The 21,350-nt window shown below is 61.6% G+C and carries 22 protein-coding genes and 2 tRNA genes; 9 read left to right on the top strand and 15 right to left on the bottom strand.

Translation table 11 applies throughout. The features are described 5' to 3' along the window. Positions 1-81: 81 nt before the first annotated feature. The gene (locus VGO12_RS02960; protein WP_327511247.1) at positions 82-1,536 is read right to left on the bottom strand and encodes a TrkH family potassium uptake protein; all 1,455 of its coding nucleotides are present in this window, start codon (positions 1,534-1,536) and stop codon (positions 82-84) included. A 153-nt stretch (positions 1,537-1,689) separates the two neighbouring features. On the opposite strand from VGO12_RS02960, the gene ilvA reads away from it, so the two are divergent. Both ilvA and VGO12_RS02950 read left to right on the top strand, forming a co-directional pair. Further along, positions 1,690-2,937, top strand: coding sequence for a threonine ammonia-lyase (gene ilvA, locus VGO12_RS02955; protein ID WP_327511246.1), 1,248 nt, complete (start codon positions 1,690-1,692; stop codon positions 2,935-2,937). A 77-nt stretch (positions 2,938-3,014) separates the two neighbouring features. Next, positions 3,015-3,335, top strand: a complete 321-nt coding sequence (locus tag VGO12_RS02950) for an HlyU family transcriptional regulator (RefSeq protein ID WP_327511245.1) — start codon at positions 3,015-3,017, stop codon at positions 3,333-3,335. Between the two features lie 188 nt (positions 3,336-3,523). Here the strand turns inward: VGO12_RS02950 and VGO12_RS02945 are convergent, their stop codons facing one another. Then, on the bottom strand, positions 3,524-5,497 hold the full coding sequence (locus VGO12_RS02945) for a bifunctional 2',3'-cyclic-nucleotide 2'-phosphodiesterase/3'-nucleotidase (RefSeq protein WP_327511359.1): 1,974 nt from the start codon (positions 5,495-5,497) through the stop codon (positions 3,524-3,526). 240 nt (positions 5,498-5,737) lie between these two features. Between VGO12_RS02945 and VGO12_RS02940 the strand changes: the two genes are divergently transcribed. Continuing rightward, positions 5,738-6,985: a GGDEF domain-containing protein gene (locus VGO12_RS02940; protein ID WP_327511244.1), complete on the top strand. Its 1,248-nt coding sequence runs from the start codon at positions 5,738-5,740 to the stop codon at positions 6,983-6,985. 6 nt (positions 6,986-6,991) lie between these two features. Here the strand turns inward: VGO12_RS02940 and VGO12_RS02935 are convergent, their stop codons facing one another. Next, a complete protein-coding gene (locus tag VGO12_RS02935; protein ID WP_034791115.1) occupies positions 6,992-7,453 on the bottom strand; it encodes an Lrp/AsnC family transcriptional regulator in 462 nt (153 codons plus the stop codon). A 157-nt stretch (positions 7,454-7,610) separates the two neighbouring features. On the opposite strand from VGO12_RS02935, the gene ald reads away from it, so the two are divergent. Continuing rightward, positions 7,611-8,729 carry an alanine dehydrogenase gene (gene ald / locus VGO12_RS02930; protein ID WP_327511243.1) on the top strand — a complete coding sequence of 373 codons (1,119 nt, stop codon included), beginning with the start codon at positions 7,611-7,613 and terminating at the stop codon, positions 8,727-8,729. A gap of 52 nt (positions 8,730-8,781) precedes the next feature. Here the strand turns inward: ald and VGO12_RS02925 are convergent, their stop codons facing one another. The 5 genes from VGO12_RS02925 to VGO12_RS02905 form a co-directional block, all read right to left on the bottom strand. Next, on the bottom strand, positions 8,782-9,249 hold the full coding sequence (locus VGO12_RS02925) for a DUF1203 domain-containing protein (RefSeq protein ID WP_327511242.1): 468 nt from the start codon (positions 9,247-9,249) through the stop codon (positions 8,782-8,784). 92 nt (positions 9,250-9,341) lie between these two features. Then, positions 9,342-9,905: a GNAT family N-acetyltransferase gene (locus tag VGO12_RS02920; RefSeq protein WP_327511241.1), complete on the bottom strand. Its 564-nt coding sequence runs from the start codon at positions 9,903-9,905 to the stop codon at positions 9,342-9,344. Between the two features lie 4 nt (positions 9,906-9,909). After that, positions 9,910-10,764 (bottom strand): 3-mercaptopyruvate sulfurtransferase, encoded by an 855-nt coding sequence (gene sseA / locus VGO12_RS02915; protein ID WP_327511240.1) that lies wholly within the window; start codon positions 10,762-10,764, stop codon positions 9,910-9,912. A 15-nt stretch (positions 10,765-10,779) separates the two neighbouring features. After that, positions 10,780-11,529: an alanyl-tRNA editing protein gene (locus VGO12_RS02910; RefSeq protein ID WP_327511239.1), complete on the bottom strand. Its 750-nt coding sequence runs from the start codon at positions 11,527-11,529 to the stop codon at positions 10,780-10,782. Positions 11,530-11,536: 7 nt separating this feature from the next. Next, entirely contained in the window at positions 11,537-12,577 is a 1,041-nt protein-coding gene (locus VGO12_RS02905) for a cysteine synthase A (protein WP_327511238.1), read from the bottom strand. A 314-nt stretch (positions 12,578-12,891) separates the two neighbouring features. Here VGO12_RS02905 and VGO12_RS02900 point away from each other — a divergent pair, with 314 nt between their 5' ends. Continuing rightward, complete coding sequence (locus tag VGO12_RS02900) at positions 12,892-13,731, top strand: SDR family NAD(P)-dependent oxidoreductase (protein ID WP_327511237.1); 840 nt, start codon at positions 12,892-12,894, stop codon at positions 13,729-13,731. Here the strand turns inward: VGO12_RS02900 and VGO12_RS02895 are convergent. The 5 genes from VGO12_RS02895 to VGO12_RS02875 all read right to left on the bottom strand — a co-directional run bounded on the left by VGO12_RS02895 (position 13,719) and on the right by VGO12_RS02875 (position 17,543). Further along, positions 13,719-14,045, bottom strand: a complete 327-nt coding sequence (locus VGO12_RS02895; RefSeq protein WP_327511236.1) for an SMR family transporter — start codon at positions 14,043-14,045, stop codon at positions 13,719-13,721. The genes VGO12_RS02900 and VGO12_RS02895 overlap by 13 nt on opposite strands. Next, positions 14,032-14,403 carry an SMR family transporter gene (locus tag VGO12_RS02890; RefSeq protein ID WP_327511235.1) on the bottom strand — a complete coding sequence of 124 codons (372 nt, stop codon included), beginning with the start codon at positions 14,401-14,403 and terminating at the stop codon, positions 14,032-14,034. Before VGO12_RS02890 ends, VGO12_RS02895 begins: the two co-directional genes overlap by 14 nt. A gap of 175 nt (positions 14,404-14,578) precedes the next feature. Continuing rightward, positions 14,579-15,832 (bottom strand): cyclopropane-fatty-acyl-phospholipid synthase family protein, encoded by a 1,254-nt coding sequence (locus tag VGO12_RS02885; RefSeq protein WP_327511234.1) that lies wholly within the window; start codon positions 15,830-15,832, stop codon positions 14,579-14,581. Positions 15,833-15,927: 95 nt separating this feature from the next. After that, positions 15,928-17,373 (bottom strand): deoxyribodipyrimidine photo-lyase, encoded by a 1,446-nt coding sequence (locus VGO12_RS02880; RefSeq protein WP_327511233.1) that lies wholly within the window; start codon positions 17,371-17,373, stop codon positions 15,928-15,930. 95 nt (positions 17,374-17,468) lie between these two features. After that, positions 17,469-17,543: transfer RNA gene (locus VGO12_RS02875), tRNA-Asn, on the bottom strand. Positions 17,544-17,698: 155 nt separating this feature from the next. Here VGO12_RS02875 and VGO12_RS02870 point away from each other — a divergent pair. The 4 genes from VGO12_RS02870 (at position 17,699) to VGO12_RS02855 (ending at position 19,894) form a co-directional block, all read left to right on the top strand. Further along, the gene (locus VGO12_RS02870; RefSeq protein ID WP_414650664.1) at positions 17,699-17,995 is read left to right on the top strand and encodes a hypothetical protein; all 297 of its coding nucleotides are present in this window, start codon (positions 17,699-17,701) and stop codon (positions 17,993-17,995) included. 194 nt (positions 17,996-18,189) lie between these two features. Next, entirely contained in the window at positions 18,190-18,933 is a 744-nt protein-coding gene (locus VGO12_RS02865) for a thermonuclease family protein (RefSeq protein ID WP_327511232.1), read from the top strand. A gap of 141 nt (positions 18,934-19,074) precedes the next feature. Further along, a tRNA-Cys gene (locus VGO12_RS02860) sits at positions 19,075-19,148 on the top strand. Positions 19,149-19,561: 413 nt separating this feature from the next. Further along, the gene (locus VGO12_RS02855; RefSeq protein WP_327511231.1) at positions 19,562-19,894 is read left to right on the top strand and encodes a hypothetical protein; all 333 of its coding nucleotides are present in this window, start codon (positions 19,562-19,564) and stop codon (positions 19,892-19,894) included. Positions 19,895-19,981: 87 nt separating this feature from the next. Here VGO12_RS02855 and lexA read toward each other — a convergent pair whose 3' ends face one another. Beyond that, positions 19,982-20,704, bottom strand: coding sequence for a transcriptional repressor LexA (gene lexA, locus VGO12_RS02850; RefSeq protein ID WP_327511230.1), 723 nt, complete (start codon positions 20,702-20,704; stop codon positions 19,982-19,984). A 267-nt stretch (positions 20,705-20,971) separates the two neighbouring features. Continuing rightward, positions 20,972-21,268, bottom strand: coding sequence for a hypothetical protein (locus tag VGO12_RS02845; RefSeq protein ID WP_327511229.1), 297 nt, complete (start codon positions 21,266-21,268; stop codon positions 20,972-20,974). Positions 21,269-21,350 lie beyond the last annotated feature (82 nt).

Here is a 21,350-nt window from a genome sequence, read left to right as displayed (position 1 = left end):
GACGTTTCCCCAGCGCCGGCCCCGGCGGATTGTCAGCTTTTGCCGCACTCCATGAAGACGATAGGGCCAAGATGAAAATGGTCAATGCTTCCAGAAGACCGGCGTCAAAATCACCAGCACCGTCAGCACTTCGAGACGTCCGAGCAGCATCATCAGCGACAGCAGATACAGTTCCGGATCCTGAAGCGTGGAAAAGTTCCCGGCCGGGCCGATGAGGGGGCCAAGACCTGGACCGACGTTGGAAAGACAGGTGATGACCGCCGACGTCGCCGTGACCAGATCATAGCCGAGCGCGCCCATGGCGAGGCTGCCGAGAACCCAGAGCAGGATGTAGGTGATGAAGAACAGGAAGATGGCGCGCTGGGTGTCGGCATCGACCGTGTTCTTGCCGTAGCGCACCGCATAGATCGCATTGGGATAGACGAGCTTGTTCAGTCCCGAGCGGACCGCGTTGAACAGCACGATGAAGCGATAGGCCTTGATCCCGCCAGCCGTCGAGCCTGAGCAGCCGCCCATGAACGTTGCGATGAAGGCGGCAGCGACCACGAACGGACCCCACAACGTATAGTCCTGGCTCGCATAGCCTGAGGTCGAGAGGATCGAGGTGATGTTGAAGAAGGAATGGGCGAGCGCCAGATGGAATTCCACGCCGTTGACGAGGCGATGATAGACGGCGACGGCGATGGAAAAGGCGGAGAGATAGCCGAGAAACACGATGATCTGCGGGTCGCGCAGCGCGTCGAGCCTTCCGCGCGCGACCAGCACGATCAGGATCGAGAACGGCAGGCTGCAGAGCGCCATGAAGAAGGTGGCGGTCCACAAAAGCGGAATGCTGCCGAAATACCCGAAGGATGCATCATGGGTGGAGAAGCCGCCGGTCGCCACCGTCGACATTGCGTGATTGATCGCGTCGAAGCGGTTCATGCCCGTCAGGAAGTAGCCGATCGCGCAGAGAAGGGTGATGACGACATAGACTGCCAGAAAGGCGCGGCTGAAGCTGGCGAGCCGGGCGAAGGGTTTGTCGCTGGTGTCGGAGGACTCCATCTTGAAGAACGACATGCCGCCAACCCTGAGATAGGGGATGATGAACAGGCCGAGCACCACGATGCCGATGCCGCCGAGCCAGCACAACAGTGACCGCCACAGAAGCAGCCCCGGCGGCGCGTCGTCGAGGCCGACGATGACAGTCGCGCCCGTGGTGGTGATGGCCGAGACCGACTCGAACAGCGCCTGGGCAAAATCGAGCTTGAGCGAGGAGAGCCAGAGCGGGATCGCGCCGACGACGGAGAACACCGCCCACAACATATTGACGAGGACGAAGCCGAACTTCTTGGAAAACGGCGGCGGACCCATGCGGGTGGCCATGAAGGTCGCGAGCGACAGGCCGCCAACCATGAAAGCCGAAGCGGCGAAGATCTGCCAGTCCGGATGGCCGTAATAGAGGTCGACCATCGCCGGCACCAGCATGGCGCAGGCAAGGTAGATGCCGAGGATCGCTGAAATATGCACAGCATGCCGGATCAGGGTTGCGTTCAAGCGATTGTTTTCCCGGAAGGTGTTTGGCGAGCCGGCGATTGGATGCCGGTCGCATTGTTCACGGCGCGCCGATTCGTGTCAAAGCGATGGCTTCATGCGTTGCGATATGCAATAGCGACGGCCATCGCTCACTTCAATGGAAGACCGCGCGCAATGAAGCACGATGTTGAAACCGCAACCGAAGCCCTGCGGGAGATCTTCCCGCCGACGCCGCTGCAGCTCAATGAGCACCTCAGCGCACGTTACGGCGCCAGCATTTATCTCAAGCGCGAGGACCTGTCGCCGGTTCGCTCCTACAAGATCAGAGGCGCGTTCAACTTTTTCCGCAAGGCGATCGGTGCCGGCGCGTCGGGAAAGACCTTCGTCTGCGCATCGGCCGGCAACCATGCTCAGGGTTTTGCCTTCGTCTGCCGCCATTTCGGCGTTCCGGGCGTGGTCTTCATGCCGGTGACGACACCGCAGCAGAAGATCGACAAGACCCGCATGTTCGGCGGCGAATTCATCACCATCAAGCTCGTCGGCGACATTTTCGATCAGTGCTATAAGGCGGCCCGCGATCATGTGGACGCGATCGGCGGCGTCATGGTGCCGCCCTTCGATCACGCCGACATCATCGAAGGGCAGGCAAGTGTTGCCGCCGAAATCGCCTGGCAATTGCCCGAGGGTCTGACGCCCGATCTCGTCGTGCTGCCGGTGGGTGGCGGCGGTCTGGCCGCCGGTGTCACCGGCTATCTGAAGGACAGGGTTGCAGTGGACCACTTCGTCTTCTGCGAGCCGTCGGGTGCGCCGAGCCTGCGCGAGAGCCTGGAAACCGGCAGCGTGGTGACCCTCGATCAGGTCGACAATTTTGTCGACGGTGCGGCCGTCGGGCGGATCGGCGATCTCAACTTTGCAGCCCTTCGTCGATTCTCTGCCGATCAGGTCATGCTGCTTTCCGAAAACGCGATCTGCCAGACGATCGTCGATATGCTCAATGTCGAAGGGGTGGTGCTGGAGCCGGCCGGGGCGCTGTCGCTCACCGCGCTTGAGGAACTCGGGCCTGAGGCCCTTGCCGGCAAGACGGTCGTTGCGGTCGTCTCCGGCGGCAACTTCGATTTCGAGCGCCTGCCCGACGTCAAGGAACGGGCGATGCGCCACGCTGGACTCAAGAAATACTTCATCCTGCGCATGGCGCAGCGGCCTGGCGCACTTCGCGATTTTCTCAACCTGCTCGGCGACGAGGACGACATTTCGCGCTTTGAATACCTGAAAAAATCTGCGCGCAACTTTGGTTCGATCCTGATCGGCATCGAGACCAAGCACGCCGAGAATTTCCCGGTGCTGAAGTCGCGCTTCGACGCCGCGGGACTGCGTTACCAGGACATCACTGAAAACGAGATCCTGTCGAACCTGATTATCTAGGTCGTTAAGAAAGCGGCGCTGTCAAATATCGGCACTTAGGCTTTGACAGCGCCGACCCGCAAGTCTAAGTCTTGGCCATGGCATCGTTTTTCTCGAAATTCTTCGGCCGTTCCGGCAACTCCGACGAGCAGGCGCAGGCAGCGCCCGGCAAGACGGAGGCCTATGCGGATTGCACGATCCGCGCCACGCCGATGCGCGAAGGATCGCAGTTCCGCCTGGCGGGAAGCATCGAAAAGGCTTCGGGCGAAGGCGGCACCAAGCTGCGCAGCTTCATCCGCGCCGATCTGTTCACTTCCGAGCAGGATGCGATCGACGCGACGCTGCGCAAAGGGCGCCAGATCATCGATCAGACCGGCCCGTCGCTGTTTTCGGACGACGCTCCGTCGCGTCAGGTCTGATTGACCCGACATAACATTGTTTTTTTAACGTGTTGAGCAGCATCGCCTAGGTGATGCTTCGATCGGCTCGTTCGGCTGAAAGCAACTGCCCGGCGGGATGGCGGCCCGTTGTGTGCGCCGATGTTTCCGTTCGTGTTTGTCGACAAGTCGGGCCGCCGCGACCGGCGGCCCGATCTGTTTGTGTACGCCTAGAGCTTGATCCGGAAGCGGGCGAACCCGTCTGCGGCGTCACCAGCGTCCTCGATCGTGACGCCTTTCACCTGTGCCAGGAATTCTCTCGCCTTCGGTCCGCTGTCAAACGTCGCGCTTGTGTTTGCCTGCGGCGCGAACGTCCAGTTGGCGTCGGCCGACGGGTTGATGGTGCCCTGGTCGATGATATAGCGCACGACCACGTCACGATTGGTGTCGGGGGCCACGAAGACCACCTTGTCGGCGGTGATATCAGGGAACTTGCCGCCGCCGCCCGCGCGGTAGTTGTTGGTGGCAACGACGAATTTCTGTGCCGGATCGATCGGCTTTCCGTCGAATGCAAGGTTCTTGATGCGATTGGACGACGCATTGATCGTATTGCCGTCCTTGTCGAATTTCGGCGGCACCGAAAGGTCGATCTGGTAGGTGACGCCGTCGATGACGTCGAAGTTGTAGGACGGAAAGCCGCCGTTGATCAGCGGCGCGTCCACGGCGCCCGGTTTCACTTCATTGAAGATGCCGGCCGACATTTCCAGCCAGTTGCGCACCTGTTCGCCGGTGATGATCACGGCTTGCACCGTGTTCGGATAGAGATAGAGGTCGGCGACGTTCCTGATCGCGATGTCACCGGCCGGAACGTCGGTGTAGTAGTCCGCGCCGCCGCGACCGCCGGCCTTGAACGGTGCCGCCGCCGAAAGCACTGGCAGGTCGCGGTGCTCGGTGTCCTTGAGCATCTCCTTGATGTACCAGGTCTGCGCCTGGCTGACGATCTGCACAGACGGGTCGTCGGCAACCAGGGAGAAGTAGGAGTAGAGCGGGGCACTGGTCTTGCCGACGGGGGTGCGCACGTAGGCGAGCGTTGCCTCATGCTCTTTCTGCGCGGCGGCGAGAACTTCCTTCTTGTCGGCGACCTCGGCAATGACCTTCTTGTCCTCGCGGCGATAGATCGGCCGCGCCTCGCTGGTCGAACTGACGACGCGCCACGCACCGCCTTCGCGTTCGATCAGGAGGTCGATCAGGCCGAGATGCGAGCCCCAGAAGCCGCCCATCACGCCCGGCTTGCCGGCTATCAGCCCCTTCTTGTTGTCGACGCCGGCAAGGTCGGCGAATTTAGGGCCGGGAAAGTCCAGATGGCTGTGGCCGGTAACGATCGCATCGATGCCGTTGACGGCGGCAAGCGGCACGGAAGCGTTTTCGAGGTTCTCCGCATAGGCCTCCTGGCCGATGCCGGAGTGGGAGAGGGCGACGACGATATCGGCGCCTTCCTCGCGCATCTGCGGCACCCAGGCTTCGGCGGCCTTGACGATATCGCGCGCGTTGGCCTTGCCTTCAAGGTGCTTGGAATCCCAGGTCATGATCTGCGGCGGCACGAAGCCGATGAGGCCGATGCGGATCGGGTGCTCCTGGCCGGCTCCATCCTTCACCTTGCGCTCGAGGATGACATAGGGCTTCAGGAACAGCTCGTCCTTGCGCGCGTCGGCTGCCAGCGTGCCTTTTGTCAGGTTGGCGCAGACGAGCGGGAAATTCGCACCGTTCAGCACCTTGAACATGAAGTCCAGGCCGTAGTTGAACTCGTGGTTGCCAAGCGTGCCGCAGTCATAACCGAGCACGTTCATGGCCGCGATGACAGGATGAACATCGCCGTCCTTCATGCCGCGCTGATAGGCGATGTAGTCGCCCATCGGATTGCCCTGCAGGAAATCGCCATTGTCGACGAGAACGGAGTTGGTCGCCTCGGCCCTGATGGCGTCGACGATCGATGCTGTCCGCGCAAGGCCCAGCGTGTCGTTCGGCTTGTCGCCATAGTAGTCGTAGGGAAACACGTGGACGTGCAGGTCCGTCGTTTCCATGATGCGAAGATGCGCCTGGTTGGCTGCGGCGCGAACGGAGAATGGATGCAGCATGACGAATGCCGAAGAGGCCGCAACCCCCGCAAGAAGCGAGCGGCGCGTGAGGTTAAACGGGGATGTCATCGATGGCATGCGGTCCTCCATTTATCAAGAATGCGGGTCTTGCCCGGGATAATTGCAATCCGGAGTTTTGTTCACCGGCTGGCGAACCACGGGGGGTGGTGGCGACTATGCCGGAAAGTCTCCGGTTTCGAAAGCGGTGGATTTTCGCATTCTCAAACGCGCCGGCTGCCTGCCGGCGATAAAGTTTTCTTTAAGTTTGCTGGTTAACCCTGAGTGGGGAAACGGAATTTTTTCAAGCACATGCCAAACGCCAACCTTCTCCTCTTTGTCGGCGAGGCGCTCATCTACGTAACGGCGATGATCGGGCTCCTGCATCTGCGCGCGCGCCTTGGGCTCGGCGTCTTCGTGGCTGCGCTCGGGGTGATGCATTTCATCGAGACCTATCTCGCCGCGGTCTTTTACGTGCAGTTGCCGTTCGGCGTGATCTCGCCCGGATCCGCGGTGCTCTTCTCCGGCAAGCTGATGATGATCCTGCTGCTCTACGTGAAGGAGGACGCCGCCACCGTTCGCCAGCCGATCTACGGGTTGCTGGCCGGCAACTTCCTGACGGTGGCCCTCAGCCTGCTGCTGCGCCAGCACGATACGGTATCGATCGTCGCCGAGCGTTCCGCCGACATCGCGTTTATCGACGAGATGGGCTGGCTGATGGTCTGGGGGACGACGATTCTCTATTTCGATTCGTTGATGATCATCCTGCTCTACGAACGCCTGGGCCGGTGGTTGCGGCGGTTTGCGACGCTCCGTTTCCTGATCTGCGGTGTTGCGGTTTTGACCTTCGACCAGGCGGCCTTTTATCTGGCGCTTCGCTGGTGGAACGGCGCTCCGGCCGAAGTGTTCTGGGGCGGCTGGATGGCAAAGATGCTGGCAGCACCATTCTATGCGGTTGCGGTCGGGCTCTATCTCAACCTCTCGCGCCATCCCTCGCTCGCAATGTCCGACCGGCCGCTTGGCGACATCTTCAACACGCTGACGTTCCGGGAGCGCTACGAGGATCTGCTGTCGCGCTCCGGGCAGGATACGCTAACCGGCTCGCTCGACCGGAGCCGATTCGAGATCGAAGCGCCGCAGATGCTGCGCGCGGCAAACGGCGAAAATGCCGCCGTCACGCTGATGATCATCGATGTCGACCACTTCAAGGGTGTCAACGATCGCTTCGGCCATATCGAGGGTGACCGGGTGCTTCAGCGACTGGTCGGGACGGTCAAATCGAGGCTGCGCCCGGTGGATCGGCTCTACCGCTATGGTGGCGAGGAGTTCGTGATCCTCTGCCCCGCAATGACCCATGCGGACGCCTTGCGGCGGGCTGACGAGATCAGGATTGCCATCTCCAATCAGGTCACGACGCCCGATGGCCGGCCGGTGACCGCAAGCATCGGTCTCTCCTCGACCCCGGAGGACGGAATGGCCATCGAGAACCTGCTGTTGCAAGGCGACCTCAGGCTTTACGCCGCCAAGGGACGCGGTCGCAATTGCGTGGTCGGCCGCTGACGTCTGTCATATGCCGACGTTCGGCCGGTCGATAATCTCCCTCAGAGAAAAGCTGGAATTGATCTTCACCACGTGCGGCAGGGCCGAGAGCCAGTCCCGGTGGATGCGCTCGTAGTCCTGAAGGTCCTTTGCGGCCACGCGCAGGATGTAGTCGTATTCGCCCGACATCAGGTAGCAGACGAGCACGTTGGGACAAAGCTTCACCGCGGCCTCGAATTCGGCGAGCGTCTTGGCGAACTGACCCGACAGGGAGATATGGACGATCACCATGATCTGGTAGTCCAGCGCCTTGTGGGCGATGCGCGCGTGATAGCCGGCGATCGTGCCCGATTTTTCAAGGATATCGACACGGCGTGAACATGCCGATGGCGACAACCCGACCTTGGCGGCGAGATCGGCGTTCGAGATGCGGCCATTCTGCTGAAGAATGCGCAGAATCGCATGATCGATGGCATCGAGTTCGCTCATTCGTGATTTCTCCCAACGGATTGCTAAAATACGCAATCTTCTTCGAAATCATGGCGCACGCGATCATGACTTTGCAAGGACATTCGGTTCGCGGCGTGTTTTGCTGAATGCATAGACATAAACGGCGGAACGCCGAAAACAGGAGAGGAACGCAAACATGCGTGTCGGTTGCCCGAAGGAAATCAAAAACCATGAATATCGTGTCGGCCTGACGCCCGGCTCGGTGCGTGAATACATTGCCCATGGCCACGAGGTGATCGTGGAAACCAAGGCCGGGGCAGGGATCGGCGCGGACGACGATGCTTATCGCGCCGCTGGCGCGAAGATCGTCGCGACGGCAAAGGACGTGTTCGAAAAGTCCGATATGATCGTCAAGGTCAAGGAGCCGCAGCCCCAGGAATGGGCGCAGCTGCGCGAAGGCCAGATCCTTTACACCTACCTGCATCTCGCGCCCGATCCGGAGCAGACCAAGGGCCTGCTGAACTCCGGCGTCACTGCGATTGCCTATGAAACCGTCACCGACGATCGTGGCGGCCTGCCGTTGCTGGCGCCGATGTCCGAGGTTGCCGGCCGTCTGGCGATCCAGGCCGGTGCGACCTCGCTACAGAAGGCCAATGGCGGTCGCGGCATCCTGCTTGGCGGCGTTCCCGGCGTGCTTCCGGCAAAGGTGACGGTCATCGGCGGCGGCGTTGTCGGCCTGCATGCGGCCCGCATGGCGGCCGGCCTTGGCGCCGATGTCTCCATTCTCGACCGTTCGATCGCGCGGCTACGCCAGCTCGACGATCTTTTCGCCGGCCGTGTCCATACCCGCTACTCGACCATCGACGCGCTGGAAGAGGAGGTCTTCTCCGCCGACCTCGTCATTGGGGCCGTTCTCATCCCGGGGGCCGCAGCGCCGAAGCTTGTCACCCGGGAAATGCTGACCGGTATGAAAAAGGGTGCTGTCATCGTCGATGTTGCCATCGACCAGGGCGGCTGCTTCGAAACCTCGCATGCGACCACCCATTCCGACCCGACCTACGAGGTCGACGGCATCGTGCACTACTGCGTTGCGAACATGCCGGGTGCGGTGCCGGTGACGTCGGCGCATGCGCTCAACAACGCCACGCTGCACTACGGCCTGCAGCTTGCCGACAAGGGACTGAAGGCGATTGCCGAAGACCGGCACCTTCGCGCCGGCCTCAACGTTCACCGTGGCCGCGTCACCAACGCGCCGGTCGCCGAGGCGCTCGGCTACGACGCCTATGCGCCGGAAGCGGTCCTGAACGTCGCCTGATCGGAAATTCGAGCGGTCCGGTGCCATGCCGGGCCGCTCGCCTTGAAAGGCGTCAAACGCCGACGATGCGGCATTGATAACAATTGTACCTGGTCGAGCGCACATGCACGGCCGCGACGTCCGGACGGGCCAGCAGTTCTCGCGCGCGAATTTCGAGCTCTTCCCTGGCAACGACGTCGCCCGTTCCATAGACGATCCGTTCGTCCTTGCCGTAGCCACGCAGCAGGTAGTTTTCCCGCGAACCCAGAATAGGCGGCAGGCTTTCGCCATCGTGCTTCGGGCAGGCATCGGCATGCATGAAGACCGGACCGGTTTCCGCATAGGGCTGCACGGTGGAGAACGGCCGAAATGCAAATATCAGGTACGGCGCGCCAGCCTCGACGTAATCGAGGCAATGACGGCACGGCACACCTGCGCCATCGGAGATCTGCCGCTCCGGTCCGTTGCCATAGGCGTCCGGCCCGCCGTCTCGCATCCGACGAGCGTCTTCATCGGACATCGGAATGTAGCGCAACGACATCGTGTATCTCCTTGATCGTATTGCATCGTTCGATCAGGAGAATGAACCCGTGGCGGCCGTTCCGACACCCGGAACTTGCCGTCGGGAGGGCGTCAGAGGCTTTTTGCCAGTTCCAGTAGCTCTGCATCCTTCAGCGGTTCCACCGTCGCTTCGCGGGTCGAAACCGGCGAAAAGCCGAACTGCTGGTAGAGCTGCAGCGCGCGCGGATGGTCCAGACTGTTGGTCGTGACCGTCAGCTTGCTCGGGCTCAGCGCCCAGGCGGCAAAAAGCGTCTGCAACAGGAACCATTTTCCGAGACCGAGGCCGAGCGCATGCTCCATCAGACCGAAATGCACGAGTTCGACGACATCGTCCTCGCCCTGGTGCAACTCGAAGAAACCGGCCGGCGCGCCGTTGACGTAGAGAACCGTCACGCTCGTCCGCTTGTCGCCAAGCACCGCCGCCAGTTGCTCGTCGCTCATGCGCAGCCTCTCCGTCCAGTGCCAGCGCCTGCCGACACGCAGATAGAGAAAGCGGTAGTAGCTGAGCGGAATATCCGAGACGCGAAGGATCGCCGTCTGGATGTTGACCGGCATCGGCAGGCTCTGCTTCGGCGGAGCCGTCATTTCGAGTTCGGTGACATGCGCAGTGAGGGGAGCGGGTTTCGCAGGGCGCATGATTTCACCCGCGACCCGTTACGACAGTCGTATCCGAACGGCCGCCCCATTCCGACCAGGAGCCATCATAGAGCGTGTTGTCGGTATGCCCGAGCGATTGCAGCGCCAACGTGATAATGGCCGCTGTCACCCCCGATCCGCAGGTCGTAACCACCGGCCTTTCAAGATCGACGCCAGCGTCGGCGAAGGTCTGGCGCAGGCTGGCGAGATCCTTGAGCTTGCCGTTTTCCGAAAAGACGCCGGACGGCAGGCTGTGGGCGGCCGGCATGTGGCCGGAACGCAGGCCCGCGCGCGGCTCCGGTTCTTCGCCGTAGAAGCGGGCAGCGCCACGGGCATCTGCGATCTGGATGGTGCCGTTGGCAACGATCTCCTTCATCCCCGTGAGCGAGGTCACGGCCTCCGGCGTGAAGCTTGGCTTGAACGTCGCGGGCCTGGGCGAGGGGACCTCCGTCGTGACCGGGCGTCCTTCCCTCTTCCAGCCGTCCATGCCGCCATCGAGCACGTAGACGTCCCTGGCGCCCATGATGCGCAGCTCCCACCAGACGCGCGGAGCCGTCATGATGCCGGGGCCGTCGTAGACGACGATCGTATCGGTTTCGCTGACCCCAAGCGCGCCGACGGCTTCAGCAAAGGCCTGCGGCGAAGGAAGCGTATGCGGCAGGCCGCTGGTATGGTCGGCGATCGCATCCTGGTCGAAGAAGACCGCCCCTTGGATGTGGGCGGAATCGTATTCGGCCTTCGGATTGCGGTTCTGCGCCGGCAGGTACCAGGAGGCGTCGAGGATCCGGATCGATGGATCGCCGAGGCGTTCCTGAAGCCAATCGGCGGACACGACAAAGGCGCTTTTGGTGTTGGTCACGGTCGCAACTCCTACTCAGACTGAAACGCGATCTTCGGGCGTACCGAAGCGGATACGGAACCGGCGGTTCTCCTTACCCTTTTTCTCGATCTTGGCGATGTGGATGGCGCCGACTTCCTGTGTCTCGGACACGTGCGTGCCGCCGCAGGGCTGGCTGTCGATAGCCGAATTCTCACCGATGCAGACAAGACTGACGCGCCCGAGCCCCATCGGCGGGCGCACATTCTTGGATTTGACGATGCCCGGGTTGGCTGCCAGTTCCTCGTCGGTGATCCATTGCACATAGATCGGGTGGTTCTCTTCGACGAGCTTCATCAGCGCCGCCGTGACCTCATCCCTGTCGATCGTCTCGCTCATGTCGAAATCGACGCGGCTCTCGTCTTCGCCGACCGAGGCGCCGGTGATCGGGAAGGGACAGACGACGGAGAGCAGATGGCAGGCCGTGTGCATGCGCATCAGACGGTAGCGGCGCGGCCAATCGATGTGCAGCACGAGCTTTTCGCCAAGGTCCGGCCCTGGCTGTCCTTCGGACGGAACATGGATGATGACATCCTTGGTCTCGCCATGACGGGCGACGGCAATCTCGATGCGGGTGCCGTCGGCGCGCTCAAGGAAACCGGTATCGCCAGGCTGGCCGCCGGAGGTGGCGTAAAAGCAGGTCTGATCCAGCTCGATCCCGCCATCTTCCAGAATTGCCGTGACGCTTGCTTCGCAGGTCGAGAGGTAGAAATCGTCTCGGAAAAGGGCCGTCACGGTTCTGGTCATCGCATTCCTATCCCACTGATTCGTATGGCACGGCAATGTTGGAAGACGTCTTCAGCCAGGCGGGAACCGGCAGCCCCTTGGAGGCGAGGAAGTCCGGGTTGAAGAGTTTCGATTGATAGCGGTTACCATAGTCGCACAGGATCGTCACGATCGTATGTCCTGGACCGAGTTCCCGGGCAAGGCGCACGGCACCTGCAATGTTGATGCCGGTCGAGCCGCCGACGCAGATGCCTTCGCGCTCGATCAGGTCGAAGACGTAAGGCACAGCTTCCGAATCGGGGATCTGGTAGGAAAAGTCGGGCGTGAAGCCTTCGAGATTGGCAGTGATTCGACCCTGGCCGATGCCCTCGGTGATCGAGCTTCCCTCCGATTTCAGTTCGCCATTGGTGTAGAAGCTGTGGAGTGCTGCACCTTGGGGGTCGGCGAGGCCGATCTTGATCGCCGGGTTCTTCGCCTTCAGCCCCTGCGCGACGCCTGCAAGCGTGCCGCCGGATCCGACAGCGCAGATGAAGCCATCGACCTTGCCGTCCGTGTCGCGCCAGATCTCCGGTGCGGTGGTTTCGACATGGGCGTCGCGGTTCGCGACGTTGTCGAACTGGTTGGCCCAGATGGCGCCGTTCGGCTCGGTCCTGGCCAGTTGCTCGGCGAGCCGGCCGGAAATCTTCACGTAGTTGTTGGGGTTCTTGTAGGGAACGGCCGGCACCTCGACGAGCTCGGCGCCCAGCAGCCGCAATGCGTCCTTCTTTTCCTGGCTCTGGGTTTCCGGAATGACGATGACGGTGCGATAGCCGAGTGCCTGGCCGACGAGCGCAAGGCCGATGCCGGTATTGCCGGCCGTGCCTTCGACGATGACGCCGCCGGGGCGCAACTGGCCGGTGCGTTCCGCGTGGCGGATGATGGAAAGCGCCGCGCGGTCCTTGACCGACTGGCCCGGGTTCAGAAACTCGGCCTTGCCGAGGATCGTGCAACCGGTCGCCTCCGACACGGCCTTCAACCGGATGAGGGGCGTGTTGCCGATTGCTTCGAGGACGGACGGAAGAATGGCCATTTTCGGAACCTCGTGTTTGCGGACAGCCCCGGAGCTGGGCGGCGCGTACCAGAAAAAATGAAGCGGCGACCAACGAATATCGACAACGAATTCGGACCGTCGAAATGTTGGCGTGTTTTCGGCTCAGCCTGCTCTTCAGGCAAGAAATAGCGTTTCGCCGCCGCTCTGTCCCGAACAAAAAACGTCTCCGAGCCATGTCGGGTGCGGCGCGATGCGCGCTGCCGGCAAAGAGACCATGTCATCTTGTCGGGTCGCGTTCGGATGAGGCCAAAGGAGATGCGTGCGTGTTCCCGGCGCGTGCCGAGGAGTGAGTGATGAGTGGCAAGGCTCAGAAGTCGGAACAGAAATTGGCCTGGGTTACCGGCGCGAGTTCGGGTATCGGGCGCGCCCTTGTGCACCGGTTGTTGCGCGACGGCTATTCGGTGGTCGTGACATCGAGAAATCACGACAAGCTCGTCGATCTGCAGCACGAGGCGGCGGGTGAGGGCCGGGTAATCGTGCTTGACGGTGACGTGGCGGATGCCGAGGACATGGAGCGCGTGATGGCTGCTATCGAGTACGATCATGGTCGCCTGTCGCTCGTTGTCCTCAATGCCGGAATTGCCATCCCGATCCGGGGTGACGATCTCCAGCGGGAGGCTTTCGAACGAACCTTCGCGGTCAATCTCGGTGGTGTCGTCAACTGCCTGTTGCCTGCCGTCACCCACATGAAGGCCCAGGGACATGGGCACATTGCGATCGTGTCTTCTCCCGCAGGATACTGCGGGCTTCCGAGCAGCGCTGCTTTCGGGGCTTCGAAGGCCGCTCTGATCAACATGGCGGAAAGCCTGAAGTTCGACCTCGACCGCATCGGCATCCGCCTGCAGATCATCTGCCCCGGCGGCGTCGATACCACGGGAGCGGCGAAACTCCGCTTTCCGAAATCCTCCGTGCTCAGCGCCGAGGATGCCGCCGACCGCATCGCTTCCGGCTTGAAGTCGAGGCGCTTCGAGATCGCCTTCCCAAGGTCATTCGCTTTTCGGGCCAAGCTCATGCGACTGTTGCCCTACGGCCTCTATTTCAGGCTGCTCAAATGGCTGACGGCCGACAAGCCCGACGTCGGCGCAAGGGCCAAGCACGCCGGTCCGGATGGCGGTTCGCGTCAGGCCGTGTGAAGCACGAGAACGGCGCCAAAGATCATCGCCAGCCCCGCCCAGCCGATCGGCTTCAGCTTCTGCCCAAAGAGCAGCCGTCCGCATATGGCCGTGCCGAAAATGCCGGTCGCGCCCAGGACGGCATAGGCGATGGCAAGCTCCATGCCCTTGGTCGCTTCGGCAAGCAGCGCGAAGGCGGCAAGGACAAGCAGGATCGAGAGCGCCCCCCAGCCGCGACGGGCGAAGCCTTCCGACTTGGTCGATGCGAGATTGGCAGCGACGTCGAGGATGCCCGCAAGCACGGCGAGGACGAAATAGATGCTAGGCGCGCTCATCGGTTGCTCCTTCTGCCACGGTTTCGTCTTCCTCGTGCATTTCGCCGGCGTTGACGAGCAGGATGCCGATGATCGCCATCGATAGCCCCAGCATCTCGCGCACGGTCAGCACGTGGCCGAAGATGAAGACGGAAACAAGCGTGATGATCGCGACGCCAGAGCCTTCCCAGATGGCGTAGGCGACGCCAACCGAGATCGTCTTTACCGCCTTGGCAAGGAAGACATAGGAGAGCGCAATCGAGACATACATGACGAGATGGCCGAGGTAGGAGCCGCTCGAAGATGCGGCTTTCATCACCGTCAGGCCCACCACTTCGGTCGCGATCGCGAGCGCGAGGAAAAACCATGCAAGACGCATGTGGTACCTTCAAAACAGATTGGATCGGATCGCCTCTTAAGCGTTGCGCGGCACGCGGTAAAGACGCGCTGATTGCATGGTTTGCTTAAATTCTGCTCGTCGCGGAGCCATGCGCCAGTTCAAGCAGACGCCATGACCGAAAAACGATCCGTTCAGTCTTCTCGTGCCACCGTACTTACTCGAAGACGATCTGGCGAACGTCGATATTGCGCGAGCGGAATCCGGCTTCGCAGTAGTAGAAGTAGAACTCCCATAGCCGTTTGAAGCGCAGGTCAAAGCCCAAGGGTTCGATCCTGCTCCAGACCGACCAGAACCGCTCGCGCCATTCGCCAAGCGTGCGGGCATAGTCGATGCCGAACCCGAAGTCGTTGATCATGCGCAGGCCGACATTGCGGCCAAGGTCGACCAGATGTTCGCGCGTCGGCAGCATGCCGCCCGGGAAAACGTATTTCTGGATGAAATCGGGGTTGGAGCGGTACTCCTCGTAGGCTTCGGGCTTGATCGTGATGATTTGCAGGCCGGCCTTGCCGCCGGGCTTCAGGCACTTCTTGAGCTGGGAGAAATAGGTCCCCCAGAACCGTTCGCCGACGGCTTCGAACATTTCGATCGAGACGATACGATCATAGATGCCTCTTTCTTCACGGTAGTCCTGAAGCTTGAGCTCGACCTTCTCCGACAATCCGGCCCGGCGCATGCGCTCGCGGGCGAAGGCGAGCTGTTCGCGGCTGATGGTCAGCCCGGTCACCTTGCAGCCGATCTCGCTTGCCGCGAATTCGGCAAAGCCGCCCCAGCCGCAGCCGATTTCAAGCACATGGTCGCCGGCGCGCAGATTGGTCGCATCGGCAAGCGCGCGGTACTTCGCCCTCTGGGCCGAGCGCAGATCGTTGGCGCCCGTGGCATAGAGCGCGGAGGAATAGGTCATGCTCGGATCGAGCCATTCGCTGTAGAAGGCGTTGCCGAGGTCGTAATGGGCCGAGATGTTGCGGCGGGCACCGGACCTGGTGTTGGCATTGCGCCAATGCAGGAACCTGTCGATGAGACGCAGGAGGCCGCGCGCCCTGTTCGGGAAGTTGCGGCCAATTTCGGCGTTGACGAGGAAAAGTTCGAGAAAGGCGCCGACATCCGGGCTATCCCAGTCACCGTCGATATAGCTTTCCGCAGCGCCGATGGTGCCGCCTGCGATCGCTCGCTGCGGCAGGCTCCAGTTGTGAAGCGTGAGGATCGCGCGGGGACCTGCTCTCGCGCCATTGATCACCAGCTTGCGGCCGTCGGGGGTCGCAAGCATCAGCGAGCCGACCTGAAGATGCACCAGCGCGCCGAGTATCCGTCGCGCCTTGGGCGGAAAATCCCGCAGGACCATCGCGAGATTGGCAGTGGAAAGCGTCACTGCACCGTCGAAAGCGGCAAATTCTGCTTCCTGGTCACGCATACACAACCCCCTCAGCTGTTGCATCCGTAACGTGAGCCTAACTGCAATCGGCCGTCACGCCAACTGAGGAATTCACCTGCAAGGCATTAATGCCGTTACTGTTCCTCGGCGGAACCCTTGATCTTGCGAAAGGCTGCAAGCGCGCGGTCACGTGCGACGGCGTGATCGACCATCGGCTCCGGATAGGTGCTGCCGAGCCGGATTCCGGCCGCTTCGAGCGCAGCCTCGGGTGCTTCGAACGGGCGGTGAATGTAGCGAGGCGAAAGACGTTGGAGCTCCGGGACGAACCGTTTCACATAGGCGCCTTCGGGATCGAATTTTTCGCCCTGGAGAACGGGATTGAACACCCGGAAGAACGGAGCCGCATCGGCACCGCAGCCCGCGACCCATTGCCAGCTCGCCGCGTTGTTGGCGGGATCGGCATCGACCAGCGTGTCGCGGAACCAGGCTTCCCCCTTTCGCCAGTCGACCAGGAGGTCCTTGATCAGGAAAGAGGCGACGATCATGCGCACCCGATTGTGCATGTAGCCGTGCCGCCAAAGCTGCCGCATGCCGGCATCGACAATCGGAAACCCTGTCAGACCCCTGGTCCAGCGGACGAAGGCGTCGTCGGCGTTCATCCAGGGGAAGGCGTCGAAACGGCGGTCGAGATTGCGTTGTGGCAGTTGCGGATAATGAAACAGCAGGTGGTAGGAAAATTCACGCCAGGCGAGCTCCTTGCGAAACGTTGCAACGCCGTCGCCTTGCAGCCGTTCTGTTGCATGCCAGGCCTGCGCCGGTGAGATTTCGCCGAGAGCCAGGTGAGGTGAGAGCAGAGAGGTGCCATCCACCGCGGGACGGTCGCGGTCGCGCTTGTAGTCGGCCACCTTGCCGTCGATGAAGTCTTCGAGGCGATCGGCAGCCCCCTTTTCACCAGGTGTCCATATTTCGGTGAACGTTGCCGCCCAGTCCGGCCTTTTCGGCAACAGCGACCAGTCGTCGAGCCTATCCGACTGCGGCCATGATTTCGGTGCCGCGATCTGCTCTGGCGCATCGATCGGCGCCACCGGCCCGATTTTCGATTCGAGTGCACGCCAGAACGGCGTGAACACGCGGTACGGCCCACCCGTCGTCGTCTGCAGCCGCATGGGCTCGTGCAGCAACTGACCGGAGAAGCTCTCCGCCGTGAGGCCCTGATCGCTGAGACCTTTTTTCAACGCCGTGTCTGTGGCGATGCCGCTCGGGTCGTAACGCCTGTTCCAGTATATGGTCGTCGCCCCGGTTTCGCGCGCAAGGGCGCTGATCACATCGAGCGGCTCGCCTGAACGCAGGGTGAGCCTCGCGCCTTGCTTCTCCAGCCTGTCGCTCAAAGCCTTGATCGAATGATGCAGCCACCAGAGCTGTGCCGCTCCCAGCGGACCGTTGCCGCTTTCCATCGGCTCGCGGATGTAGAGCGGAATAACGGAAGCCTCGCTGGCGGCGGCTGCCAGCGCGCGATTGTCGGCAAGGCGCAGGTCCTTGCGGAACCAGACGATGATGGGCGCGATGGCTGCCTTTGTCATGGGTACCGTTTGCGGGTGGGATTGATCACGCAGGAAAGATAGGCGCAAAATGAAAAAGAGCCATTCGCATCGCTGCAAATGGCTCTTTTCGAAAGTGGCTCCCCGGGCCGGATTCGAACCGGCGACCTGTCGATTAACAGTCGAATGCTCTACCGCTGAGCTACCAGGGATCATCCGCGCCGCTGTTTGCTGTGCGCTTCAGAAGTGAGGCTGCTAATACGCATGCTTTTCCGATTTGCCAAGCGCTTTTTTCAAAAAAAATGACAAGGTCGGTTGCTAGGCTGTGGAGAAGTCCCCAATTGTGGGAAAACAGGCCGGATAGGGAATGATGAATAAAAACAGGAAGCAGACGCATTTCGGGATCGATCCGAAGACACGGCAGATCATACTTGGCAAATGGCGCATCGCGCTGCCCGACTCGCCGCTGTTGCGCATTCTCCTCGGATCCGTTCTGGTCTTCTGCGGCTTTCTCGGATTTCTGCCGGTGCTCGGCTTCTGGATGGTGCCGCTCGGCCTCATCGTCCTTTCGCATGATATTCCGTCGGTTCGCCGCCGCCGCCGCCGTCTTGCGGTCTGGTGGGCGCGCTGGCGCGGCCGTACCGATTCTTCGAAGGGCTCCTGAGCCGCGGTGCGCAGGTCGCCGCAGGCGGCGATGACCACTTCGCAGTGCAATTTTTTCCAGTCGGCATCACGGACGCCTCGGTCGTCTACGATAAAGTGCCTCAACCGCCTGCAGGCCCATCGTTGGGGAGCGCCCGAAAACCTTTCGGCAACGCATCGAACGCATAATGCGACCCGAATCAGGATGGGGGTCGCATGGCCAAGGCCACTACGAAACGTCGGCGCAAGAGTTCGGGGCGAAGCGGAGGTAAGCAGGGCGGGATGGCGCCGTGGTATCTGGCCGCAGCGCTCACCATAGGCGGCGTGGTTGCCTATGATCACCGCGCGGAGCTGAAGCATTGGCCGGTGGTTTCTGATGTCGTCGCGTTCACATCGAAAACGGAACCGCGGCCGAAGCCGCCCCGGGCGATACCCGAGAGCGAGACGCGCGTTGCCCAGCAGGCGGAGAGGCACAGGCCTGAGCCCGCGACGAAAGTGGCGCTGGCAGCGCCGGTGCCGGCCGTCGATGTCGGGGGCAGCCGCAACGGGCAGGGAGATCACGATGCGCCGACGCCCGTCGTCAGGCCGTCGGACCAGGTGAGCACGGCGTCGATCCGGACGGACCAGTTTTATTTCTGCGGAATTCGCAACGACAACTGCGTCATCGATGGCGCAACCTTTCTCTACCACGGCGAGACGATCCGCGTGGCTGACGTGGATGCGCCGCGAATCCGCCAGGCAAGCTGCGACAAGGAGCGCTCACGCGGCTTCTACGCCAAACAGCGCCTGCGCGAACTGCTGAACGCCGGCGACTTCAGGCTGGTGGCGGCCGGAAGGCAGGATGCCAAAGCCGGCGAAAAGCTGCGCCTCGTCACCCGCGGAGATCAATCTCTCGGACGAATGCTCATCTCCGAGGGCCTGGTGCGACCCTGGACGGGCCATGCGACACCCTGGTGCTGAGCAGACATTTTGTTCAGCACCGTCCAACCTGTGGAAAGCAGCACTCTGAAAATTGAGTGGCGCGTTTTTCGGAAAATGCCTCTTGCGGTTTTTCTGCAATCATTCTAAATCCGCGCCAACGCTCGGTTATCGGAGCGGTGAGGCCTCGTGGCGGAGTGGTGACGCAGAGGACTGCAAATCCTTGTACCCCGGTTCAATTCCGGGCGAGGCCTCCAAAAATTCTCACCATAAATGTTAGTGAAGTGGTCAAACGTCGTTCGGTTGGCGATGGCATCGCACTCGATTTCGGTCGTTGCTCGATTGTGCGTGTGATTCTGGGCGTCGCATCATCAGGGCTGGCCAGGAATACGCGATCGCCTCTCGATCTGCTAAGGCCCGGCTGCTGATCGCCTAAGCTGACCTCGTCGCTCGCTGTGGCCGCAGCTTTTGCGCTATGTGCTCTTGCGCTCGCGCAGCCTTCAGAGACGAGGCGATTGCGCACCCCGCCACACGCCCGCGCAAGCCAGGTCCCTTATGGTTCGCCTGGATCTTATCGCTCGGTGAAATCGGTAGAGGGGGAACGATGGCTCCGCTGACATCCGCCGCATCGGTAGCGTCCGTCATCATTCGAAACGGAGGCAATGCACATATGAAGACGAGACTTGTCCTGACGGCACTCGCCGTCCTGGCTGCGACCACGATTTCGGCGCGTGCCGAAGACCTGGTTTTCAAACTGAAGAACAACACCAGCGCCGTCCTTACAAATTTCTACACCTCCCCGGTCGGCGTGAACGAATGGGAAGACGATGTCTTCGGTCGGCAGGTTCTCAACCCCGGCGAAAACATCGAGATCACCATCGCCGACGGTCGCGACGTCTGCAAATACGACATGCGCTTCGAGTTCGAGGAAGGCTCTGGCCTCGACACGACCGAGGATACGCAGGATCTCTGCGAACTCGGCGAATACAGCATCCACGAATAGAGGCCGCAACCAGCGCGACCGCCTGGCATGAAAAAGGCTCGCTGCGGCACCGCAGCGAGCCTTTTTCATGTTCGAACGCTCTGACGTCTAATGGTAGCGGCGGATCAGTCCGACGAGCTTGCCCTGGATCTTCACCCGATCGGGCCCGAAGATCCGCGTCTCATAGGCCGGGTTGGCCGCTTCAAGCGCGATCGAAGCGCCTTTGCGCCGGAAACGTTTGAGGGTCGCTTCCTCGTCGTCGACGAGCGCAACGATGATGTCACCGGGGTTGGCGGTGGTTGCGTTGCGGATGATCACCGTATCGCCGTCGAAAATGCCGGCCTCGATCATCGAATCGCCTTTGACCTCGAGCGCGTAATGCTCGCCGTTGCCGATCATGTCGACGGGAACGGTAATGTCATGGGTGTTGTTCTGGATCGCCGAGATCGGCACACCGGCGGCAATGCGTCCCATGACCGGCACGGACACAGACGAGTTGTCCGCCACGGGCGCCGGCTTTGGTGGAGCAGGGGGCGCTGCGGGCGGTTTTCCAAGGCTCCCCTCGATCACGCTTGGCGAGAAGCCGCGGCGCGGCTGCTGTTGACCGGCGGCGTAGGCCTCGGGCAGTTTGATGACTTCAAGCGCCCGCGCCCGGTTGGGCAGGCGACGAATGAAGCCGCGCTCTTCGAGCGCCGTGATCAGCCGGTGAATACCGGACTTCGATGCAAGGTCGAGCGCGTCCTTCATTTCGTCGAATGATGGCGGTACGCCCGACTCCTTCATTCGCTCGTGAATGAACAGAAGCAATTCCTGTTGCTTGCGGGTCAGCATGGCACGCTCCAGAGAGGCATGAAACAAATCAAGAACAGACACTATCTGTTCCATATGTGTTCCGCAAGTGCCTAAAATTCCGTGAATTGCGGGCGCGCGAGCCGCCACACGAGGGAACAGCGCGTCATATGCCCGAAAATGGTGCGTTTGCCTGTTGAGCAGGCCTTGAACGGGAGACCTCGCTCACACGTGGCGAGGCAGGGAGCAACCTGACGATAGCCGCAATCGCATCGTGCGAATCACACGGGCCTGCGAATCACTTGGGGGTCAGACCGGCTGCGCGCCCGAGCAGGCGTCCTCGAATTCCTTCACGGTCTCGGCGCTGTTGTCTTCGGGCAGCACCGCGTCGGCCGCATCGGTTGCGACGGGCTTGTCGCCGTCATAGACGAAGGACTGGATATAGTAGGCGAGGGCCCCCTTCCAGACGTCGCGCCCATCGATCTGATGGCAGGGAACCGCCGTTTCGAAATCGGTCTGCAATTCGTCGACGGTCGCGGCGCTGAGTTTGACACCGGGCATATTCGGCGAGGCGACGATCGAGGCGATGAGCAGAGCGGCTAGCACGGGGAAACGTCCACTTGGGAAGGGGGAATGGGCGGAAGGTTAACGATCAGAACCGCGCTTTCGTTCCGAAGTCCAGCAAGCA

Source organism: Ensifer sp., assembly GCF_035999135.1.
Lineage (GTDB): Bacteria > Pseudomonadota > Alphaproteobacteria > Rhizobiales > Rhizobiaceae > Ensifer.
This window is presented reverse-complemented; position numbering and strand designations above follow the sequence as displayed.

What these genes read in the sequence shown, in the direction of transcription:
- ilvA (WP_327511246.1), top strand. Translation starts at nt 1,690, where the DNA reads ATGAAGCACGATGTTGAAACCGCAACCGAAGCCCTGCGGGAGATCTTC.
- VGO12_RS02950 (WP_327511245.1), top strand. Translation starts at nt 3,015, where the DNA reads ATGGCATCGTTTTTCTCGAAATTCTTCGGCCGTTCCGGCAACTCCGAC.
- VGO12_RS02945 (WP_327511359.1), bottom strand. Translation starts at nt 5,497, where the DNA reads ATGACATCCCCGTTTAACCTCACGCGCCGCTCGCTTCTTGCGGGGGTT.
- VGO12_RS02940 (WP_327511244.1), top strand. Translation starts at nt 5,738, where the DNA reads ATGCCAAACGCCAACCTTCTCCTCTTTGTCGGCGAGGCGCTCATCTAC.
- VGO12_RS02935 (WP_034791115.1), bottom strand. Translation starts at nt 7,453, where the DNA reads ATGAGCGAACTCGATGCCATCGATCATGCGATTCTGCGCATTCTTCAG.
- ald (WP_327511243.1), top strand. Translation starts at nt 7,611, where the DNA reads ATGCGTGTCGGTTGCCCGAAGGAAATCAAAAACCATGAATATCGTGTC.
- VGO12_RS02925 (WP_327511242.1), bottom strand. Translation starts at nt 9,249, where the DNA reads ATGTCGTTGCGCTACATTCCGATGTCCGATGAAGACGCTCGTCGGATG.
- VGO12_RS02920 (WP_327511241.1), bottom strand. Translation starts at nt 9,905, where the DNA reads ATGCGCCCTGCGAAACCCGCTCCCCTCACTGCGCATGTCACCGAACTC.
- VGO12_RS02910 (WP_327511239.1), bottom strand. Translation starts at nt 11,529, where the DNA reads ATGACCAGAACCGTGACGGCCCTTTTCCGAGACGATTTCTACCTCTCG.
- VGO12_RS02905 (WP_327511238.1), bottom strand. Translation starts at nt 12,577, where the DNA reads ATGGCCATTCTTCCGTCCGTCCTCGAAGCAATCGGCAACACGCCCCTC.
- VGO12_RS02900 (WP_327511237.1), top strand. Translation starts at nt 12,892, where the DNA reads ATGAGTGGCAAGGCTCAGAAGTCGGAACAGAAATTGGCCTGGGTTACC.
- VGO12_RS02895 (WP_327511236.1), bottom strand. Translation starts at nt 14,045, where the DNA reads ATGAGCGCGCCTAGCATCTATTTCGTCCTCGCCGTGCTTGCGGGCATC.
- VGO12_RS02890 (WP_327511235.1), bottom strand. Translation starts at nt 14,403, where the DNA reads ATGCGTCTTGCATGGTTTTTCCTCGCGCTCGCGATCGCGACCGAAGTG.
- VGO12_RS02885 (WP_327511234.1), bottom strand. Translation starts at nt 15,832, where the DNA reads ATGCGTGACCAGGAAGCAGAATTTGCCGCTTTCGACGGTGCAGTGACG.
- VGO12_RS02880 (WP_327511233.1), bottom strand. Translation starts at nt 17,373, where the DNA reads ATGACAAAGGCAGCCATCGCGCCCATCATCGTCTGGTTCCGCAAGGAC.
- VGO12_RS02870 (WP_414650664.1), top strand. Translation starts at nt 17,699, where the DNA reads ATGATGAATAAAAACAGGAAGCAGACGCATTTCGGGATCGATCCGAAG.
- VGO12_RS02865 (WP_327511232.1), top strand. Translation starts at nt 18,190, where the DNA reads ATGGCCAAGGCCACTACGAAACGTCGGCGCAAGAGTTCGGGGCGAAGC.
- VGO12_RS02855 (WP_327511231.1), top strand. Translation starts at nt 19,562, where the DNA reads ATGAAGACGAGACTTGTCCTGACGGCACTCGCCGTCCTGGCTGCGACC.
- lexA (WP_327511230.1), bottom strand. Translation starts at nt 20,704, where the DNA reads ATGCTGACCCGCAAGCAACAGGAATTGCTTCTGTTCATTCACGAGCGA.